The 7938-nt window shown below is 58.7% G+C and carries 6 protein-coding genes; 4 read left to right on the top strand and 2 right to left on the bottom strand.

What is annotated here, in order from left to right; translation table 11 throughout:
* Positions 1-376: hypothetical protein (locus DW151_RS10495; protein WP_199579903.1), on the bottom strand; the 376-nt coding region annotated here is incomplete at its 3' end.
* Positions 377-681: 305 nt separating this feature from the next.
* Entirely contained in the window at positions 682-1722 is a 1041-nt protein-coding gene (locus DW151_RS05840; protein ID WP_118334874.1) for an LPXTG cell wall anchor domain-containing protein, read from the bottom strand.
* A gap of 215 nt (positions 1723-1937) precedes the next feature.
* Between DW151_RS05840 and DW151_RS05835 the strand changes: the two genes are divergently transcribed.
* The 4 genes from DW151_RS05835 to DW151_RS05820 all read left to right on the top strand — a co-directional run bounded on the left by DW151_RS05835 (position 1938) and on the right by DW151_RS05820 (position 7887).
* Entirely contained in the window at positions 1938-3782 is a 1845-nt protein-coding gene (locus DW151_RS05835; protein ID WP_118334872.1) for an ABC transporter ATP-binding protein, read from the top strand.
* Positions 3783-5642, top strand: a complete 1860-nt coding sequence (locus DW151_RS05830; protein WP_118334871.1) for an ABC transporter ATP-binding protein — start codon at positions 3783-3785, stop codon at positions 5640-5642.
* A gap of 323 nt (positions 5643-5965) precedes the next feature.
* Entirely contained in the window at positions 5966-6517 is a 552-nt protein-coding gene (gene bilS / locus DW151_RS05825; protein ID WP_118334869.1) for a flavodoxin family protein BilS, read from the top strand.
* A gap of 812 nt (positions 6518-7329) precedes the next feature.
* The gene (locus tag DW151_RS05820; protein WP_370448021.1) at positions 7330-7887 is read left to right on the top strand and encodes a signal peptidase I; all 558 of its coding nucleotides are present in this window, start codon (positions 7330-7332) and stop codon (positions 7885-7887) included.
* The last annotated feature ends 51 nt before the right edge of the window (positions 7888-7938 follow it).

Raw genomic sequence — 7938 nt, 5'->3', positions numbered from 1 at the left:
GGGCCTCTTCGTATTTGGCTTGGGCTGCATCGACGTTCGCTTGCATGGCGGGAAGGGGTTCCCTCCGTTTGGCGGCTTCCGTCACCACCATGTCGTAGATCTCTTGAAATGCGGCAATGTCATCATCGATTTCCGCAATTTTCTCGCGACTTGCGGCGTCATTTGCGGCCTCGAGGTTTTTGAGCGCTTCCTGCATGGCTGCATACGCTTTTTCTTTTGCGGCGGCCGCATCTTCCGTCTGCAAGGCAACTGCACCGGTGGGGGCGCTGGTTTCTGCCGCGATCGCCGTTGCGGGGGCGATTCCCGCGACAAGTGCCGCGGAAAGGGCGATGCCCACGGTTGCTCGTCTTGCTCTTCTTGCGAGAATGTCGTTCATCTCGGCACCTCATTTCAAGGGTCGGCGACTAACTTGGTAGCACTAATGTAAGTATATCAGGCGGTTTGCCCGCCATTGATCGGGCGTGCGCGTATATCCCTTGATTAACAGCCATTAAATCTATCCCTTAAGGAACGCGGCTTGCTAGTGTTGTCTGGGCATTGATGGCTACGTGGTTCAAGAGACGGCGGCGTTGGCATCTGTTTTAACAAGTAAAGAGGCCCGCTTCCTTCGTTTGAGTTGGGGAAGCGGGGCCTCTTTTGATTTTGGGCTTGCGGATTGGCAAAGGCGACGTTCGCTGGTAGCTACCTTGAGTTCTTGATGCGGCGCACACCCGCGGTGGCTATTCCGAGTCCTGTGACGGCGATGCCTGCGAGTGCGATTGCGCTCGGCGCTGTGTCGCCCGTATTTGCAAGCTTGCCGCCTGCATTTGCTTGCTTGGTGGAGCTCGGTCGAGCGTCTTTGCCTGATGTGGGCGAATTGGTGGGCAGCGTTGTTCCGGACGGCTGCGCTGAGCCGGCGGGCGGTGTCGTCTCTGCCGGTTGCGTTATCTCGGGCGAGGTGGCCTTGTCTGCTGCAGCTTTTGCCTCTTCGTATGCTTTGCAGGCGTCGTCATAGGCCGTTTGCGCCTTTTCCAAATTGTCGAGGAGCGCATCTCGCCAGGCTGTGAACTGGTCGATATGGGCTTTATACTTCTCTGCATCACGCTCACGGTCATTAACTTGTCTTTCCTGCCTTTTGAGGCGGTCCTGGGCCTCGCGGAGCTCCATTTCGCAAAAGTCAACTCGCGCTTTTGCCGTTACGATCTCTTGGTGCAACGACTTTATTTGCTGTTTAATAGTTTCGGCAAGCTCCTCGTCGCCGAGTGCTTCGACTGCCTTAAGCTCCTCAAGTTTCATGTCTAATTCTGCTTGGAGCTCGCTTACCCGGTTGATGGCCCCGTCGTATTTGGCTTGGGCTGCATCGATGTCCGCTTGCATGGTGGGAAGGAGTTCCCTCTCTTCGACGGCTTGCGCCGCCATCTTGTCGCGGAGCTCTTGAAAACGGGCAATGTCATCATTGAATCTCGCAATTTTCTCGGGACTTGCGGCGTCTTTTGCGGCCTCGAGGTTTTTGAGCGCTTCCTGCATGGCTGCATACGCTTTTTCTTTTGCGGCGGCCGCGTCTTCTGTCTGCGGGGCGCCCGAATTGCCGTTGGCGGCGCTCGTCTGCGAAACGGCCGCACCGGTGGGGGAACTGGTTTCTGCCGCGATCGCCGTTACGGGGGCGATTCCCGCGACAAGTGCCGCGGAAAGGGCGATGCCCACAGTTGCTCGTCTTGCTCTTCTCGCGAGAATGTCGTTCATCTCGGCACCTCATTTCAAGGGTCGGCGACTAACTTGGTAGCACTAATGTAAGTATACCAAGCGGTCGACCCGACACTGGCTGGGCGTGCGCGTGCCTTTCCGCTTCTTTGGAAACCGAATCCCATTAGAAATGACGAGTTGTTTACGCTTCTTTTGGGGTGGCGGTACTATCATGGTTCGAATTGAATGTGGATGATGATAGGGAGCGCCTATACATGATTGAGCTGCTCAGGCGTTTTGGCGGTAAGTTTCGCCGCTATATGGTGATTGGTCCTGCGTGCAAGCTGATCGAAGTGATCTTTGACCTGCTGACGCCGCTGGTGATTGCCCAGATGATTGATAAGGGTATCGGCGCACACGACGTGAACGCCGTCGTCCACTACGGTATGGTACTTGGCGCCATGGCTGTGATCGGCATCTCGTTTACGCTCGTCTGCCAAAAGATGGCGGCGCTCACCTCGCAGGGCATGGGCACCGACATTCGCGGCGCGCTCTACCAGCACATCAACAAGCTGAGCTATGCCGAACTCGACCGTTTTGGCACGCCGTCGCTCATCACGCGCATTACCAACGACGTCAACCAGGTGCAGCTCGCCGTGGCGCTGGGCGTGCGCATGCTCATCCGCTGGCCCTTCCTGGCGGCGGGCTCCATGGTCGCGGCCCTTGCCATCGACCTTAAGCTCGGCATCATCTTTTTGATTTGCACGCCCGCCATTGGCCTGGTGTTCTGGGTTGTCATGGCGCGCTGTATTCCGTACTACAAGCAGCTGCAGGCAAAGCTCGACCGCATCGCGCTTATCTGCCGCGAAGGCCTTTCGGGCGCTCGCGTGGTCCGTGCGTTTGTGCGTGAAGATCACGAGCGTGAGCGCTTTGCCCAAGCCGCCGATGACCAGGCCAATACTGCCATCGCGGTGGGCAAGCTCTCGTCGATTCTCAACCCCGTCACGTTTCTTGTGATGAACCTGGGCGTGTGCGCCATCCTGTGGGTCGGCGGCATCCAGGTCAACGTGGGCGAGCTCACGCAGGGTCAGGTCATGGCGTTCGTCAACTACATGACGCAGACCCTCACCTCCATCGTGTATGTCGCCAACCTGGTCGTGGTCTTTACCAAGTCGAGCGCCAGCGCGTCGCGTATCAACGAGGTGCTCAATTGCGTGCCGAGCATTACCGATGAGGGCAACCAGCCGGTCGCACTGCCCGAGCCGGGCAATGTCGCTCCCGTTCCTGCGTTGAGCTTTGACCATGCGAGCTTTTCGTTTGGCGTGGGCGCGGCAAATGCCGTGAGCGATGTGACGCTGGAGCTGCCGCTGGGCAAGACGCTCGGCATTATCGGCGGCACGGGCAGCGGCAAGTCCACGCTCGTTTCGCTTATCCCGCGCCTGTACGATGCGAGCGCTGGCAGCGTGAGCGTGATGGGCGCCGACGTGCGCGCCTGGCCGCTCGACCAGCTGCGCCATGTGGTCGCGACCGTCCCGCAGCGCGCGTCGCTGGTGAGCGGCACCATCCGCAGCAACCTGACCTGGCGTGACGAGTCAGCGACCGACGATGAGCTCTGGGCGGCGCTCGATATGGCGCAGGCCAGCGAATTCGTGCGCAACAAGCCGCAGGGGCTCGATGCCCCGGTCGAGGCGGGCGGTAAGAACTTCAGCGGTGGCCAACGCCAGCGCCTGACCATCGCGCGCGCCCTGGTGGGCTCGCCTCAGATATTGATCATGGACGACTCCGCCTCGGCGCTCGACTTTAAGACCGACGCGGCGCTTCGCCATGCCATCCGCGAGCGCAGCGTGCGCGGTGCCGCCGAGGGCGGGCTGCCGCTGACAACCGTCATCGTGAGCCAGCGCGTATCGACCGTGCGCGACGCCGACATGATCTGCGTGCTCGACCACGGCTCGGTCGCGGGCCTGGGCACGCACGATGAGCTGTACGCAAGCTGCCAACTCTACCGCGAGATCTGCCAGTCGCAGCTGCGCCGCGAGGAGCTCGAGGGTCAGCGGGGGAGTGCGTCGCCCGCGTCCGCTCCGACCGCCCCCGCATCCGTCTGCGCAAAGGAGGGCTGCTAAATGAATCCGTACACTTCCTCCGGTTCGGTCGCCACGATGACGGCCAACGTGTCCGGCAACGATAACCTCAACGACCTGGGTGACGGTCCGCGCCAGCCCGGCGACCCCGAGCGCTATCCCGCCGGTGCGGTGACTCGCCGCCTGCTGGGCTATGTTCGTCCGCACCGCGTCTCGTTTGCAGCGTCGTTTGTGAGTGCCGCCGTCTCGGTGATCCTGCAGCTCTACACGCCCATCCTCATTGGCGAGGGCATCGACCTGATCGTTGCCGCGGGCCAGGTGGACTTCGATGCGCTGCTGCCGCTCGTTACCAAACTCGCGCTCGTCGTGGTGGGAGCAGCGTCCTTCCAGTGGCTGCAGGGCTATTGCGTCAACCGCCTGTCCTACGAAACGGTGCGTGACATGCGCGTGGAGGCAAGTGACAAGCTCAGCCGCATGCCGCTCAGCTTTATCGACAGCCATGCCCACGGCGACCTTATGAGCCGCGTGGTCAATGACGTCGACCAGGTGGGCGACGGTCTGCTGCAGGGCTTCACGCAGCTTTTCACCGGCGTTATCACCATCGTGGGCACGCTCGCGTTTATGCTCTCCATTAACCTGGCCATGACGCTCGTGGTGGTGCTCGTCACGCCGCTTTCCATCTTTGCGGCCGGCGCCATCGCCAAGCTTTCCAACAAGAGCTTTACGGCGCAGCAGCGTATTCAAGGGCAGCTCGGTGGTCATATCGAGGAGTACGTAGGCGAGCAGAAGCTTGTCGACGCCTTTGCCTACGGCCCCAACGCCCAAGCGCGCTTCGACGCGCTCAACGCCGAGCTCTATACGGCAGGTGAGCGCGCGCAGTTCATGGGTTCGCTTTCTAATCCCGGCACGCGCTTTATCAACAACATCATCTACGCCGTTGTCGCTGTGATCGGCTGCGTGGGCGTGATCACGGGCGTGCCGGCGGCGTTCACGGTGGGCGGCGTGCAGATTTTCCTGTCCTACGCCAACCAGTACACCAAGCCGTTCAACGAGGTTACCAACGTCATTACGCAGATCCAGACCGCGTACGCCTCGGCGCGCCGCATTTTTGCACTGCTTGATGCCCGCGAGCAGGAGCCCGATGCGCCAGATGCCGTGGAGCTTGCCGCCCCGCAGGGCGAGGTGACCTTTGAACACGTGGACTTTAGCTACGTGCCCGACCGCAAGCTGCTGCAGGATATCTGCATCGATGCCAAGCCCGGCATGCGCTTTGCCCTCGTTGGCCCCACAGGCTGCGGCAAGACAACGCTCATCAATTTGCTGCTGCGTTTTTACGATATCGATGCCGGTCGCATTGCGGTCGATGGCCGTTCCTCGCGTGATTACACGCGCGCAAGCCTGCGCCGCGCCTTTGGCATGGTGCTGCAAGATACCTGGCTGTTCGAGGGCACCGTGGCCGAAAACATCGCCTACGGTTGTCCCGATGCCACACGCGAACAGGTTATCGAGGCCGCCAAGCGCGCGCATGCGCACAAGTTTATCGTGCAGCTGCCAGGCGGCTACGACACGGTGATCGGCGAGGACGGCGGCACGTTTAGCCAGGGTCAAAAACAGCTGCTGTGCATCGCGCGCGTCATGCTCACCGATCCGGCGATTCTGCTGCTGGACGAGGCGACGTCGAGCATCGATACCCGCACCGAGCTGCAGGTGCAGGCGGCATTTGACGAGCTCATGGCCGGTCGCACAAGCTTTGTCGTGGCGCACCGCCTGAGCACCATCCGCAACGCCGACTGCATTCTGGTGATGCGCGACGGCGAGATTATCGAGCGCGGCACGCACGACGAGTTGCTAGCGGCAGGCGGCTTCTACGCCGAACTCTACCGCAGCCAATTCGCCCAGTGAGCAAGCCCGTGGGGCAAATTAATCAGGTTTGTTTGACCCATAGAGCGATCTTGTTATATAGCGTTCTACCAGCGCGTGAAACATTTTGACGATACTCCGTGACACAATTTGACGGCGTTTTGTGAAACAGTTTTTCGGCCATTCGTGAAACGTTCTGCGGCGGTTTCAATCCGAAGTACATACTGTTCGAAATCTGTCCAAAGATGTCGTCTGCGTCGCCAATCGACAGACGGTGGTTTACATCTGTCACGTTAGTACTAAGATATTCATCTAATAAATTGCATTAGTGGCTTTAGTTTTGGGGGAAACGAGGCAACGTGACTATGACGTGCTCTTTGGTGGTTAACAGCAAGAGCGGTAATACCAGGATGGTTTCGGGTGCGATTAAGCGCGCTCTGCAGGCTGCGGGCGTTGAGTTTGTCCATGCCGCGGCGTTGAGCGACGATGCGGATGCAGATCAGGTTGCGCTCGAGGCGCAGGGCGCCTGCGCGGCCGACACGGTGCTCGTCGGTTTTTGGTGTGACAAGGGCGCGTGCACGCCTTCGGTCGCGGCGTTGCTCTCCGCCTTGCACGGTAAGCGCGTCTTCCTGTTTGGCACCTGCGGTTTTGGCGCCGACCAGAGCTACTATCAGCAGATTATTGATCGCGTAACTTCCAATTTGGCCGAGGATGCCGAGCTTGCGGGCTGGGCGATGTGCCAGGGCAAGATGGGTCCTGCGGTCAAGCAGCGCTACGAGGCAATGCTCGAGCAAGATCCCGACAACGCCCGATTTAAGATGCTGCTCGACAACTGGGTTGCCGCGAAGGACCATCCCACCAAGGAAGACCTGGACAACATGGCTGCAGCCGCCAAGAAGGCCGTGCTGGGAGAGTAGCTTCGCCGTTCGCGGTCCTTCGTGCAAAGCAATACAAATGTGAAAGCCTCGAAGTTCTCGAGGCTTTTTTCGTGACACGAGGGCGCCCCTTTATTGATGGAAGGCCTAATAAGCTGATTGCTCTATGCCCGGATGTGTGCGGAGTGGGATGGGATTTCCGGATGGGTGGAGTTGCGGAAGCTGCGTCCCGGAATTTGCCTTTGGAATGGGATGCGGTTTCCCGGTGAAGGGCTCTGTGGAAACTACATCCCAGCATTCGGTCGAGAAATGGGATGTAGTTTCCGGTTGAGGGTCTTGGCGGAAAGTGCGATCCGGAATTTGCGATCGGAGTGGGATGTGGTTTCCCAACGGGGCCACAAGCGGAAACCGCATCCCATTTCGCAAGCGAATTCTGGGACACGGTTCTCAGAGGATTATGGGCTGCGAACTAGATGGGGCTGTCATAAAACTCCGGCAAAGGGGGGTCGGAAATAAATGACACTTCCAGTAGTTTGTTTTAATGTGGGGGGGGGGGGTACCATTATTTTAGTTTCGCAAAAAACGAACCTTCTATGGGGAAGTTGCGTAGGGGGTTAGTCGTAAGTATTGGATAAAACAGACTAATTTGGGGATAAATGACCACTTACGCCAAAATAAGTAGCATTTAGCGATAAAACATTGAAAAATATGTAGCACATCGCTATGTTTTTATTACGAAAAGATTCCAAATTGGCTTATTTCGGACTCACTTTTCAAGCGCCTTGCGGTTCCTGTTGAAACTTGCTGACCTTTGGATGGGTCGAATAGGTCCTCAAGGGGGATGAATTATCACTTTGACGGCGCGTAGACTCAAACGATTTATTACGCTTTTGAGTAGCTTGGCGTTCGCGCTTGTCATAGCCCTTGCCGTTGTTTCTTTTGTGCCTCGCGCATTTGGATACACGCCCTTTGCTGTGCTTTCGGGCTCTATGGAACCCGAGCTTCCCGTTGGCTCCATGGTGTTTGTCCGCCAGGTTGAGCCAACGGATATTGCCGTGGGCGACAATGCAACCTTTTACCGATCGGACGGCGCCGTGGTGACGCACCAGGTGTACGAGATCGACCCTGTGGCGCAGATGATCGGCACGCAGGGAATTGCGAACAAAAATGCAGACGGAAGCATCATGCACGATGCCGAGCACACGCCTTTTTCGAGTGTTATCGGCACTGTTTCTTTTTGTGTCCCTTACCTAGGCTTCGTTAACGCATATTGCACGACGATGCCCGGTTTGCTTGTTGTGGTGGCCGTTCTGGCGCTGCTGATCGCGGCGTCGATAGTGCTCGATCGGATGGTTCCCGACGAGCCTGCGGGCAAGCATACCCGCGTGCATGCGAGGGAGCGGCGTTCATAGCGGCAGGGAAAAGCGTCGGCGGCGGTAGGGGCCGTTGCCGGGGAAACGATT

The organism is Collinsella sp. AM13-34 (assembly GCF_003473055.1).
GTDB lineage: Bacteria > Actinomycetota > Coriobacteriia > Coriobacteriales > Coriobacteriaceae > Collinsella.
This window is presented reverse-complemented; position numbering and strand designations above follow the sequence as displayed.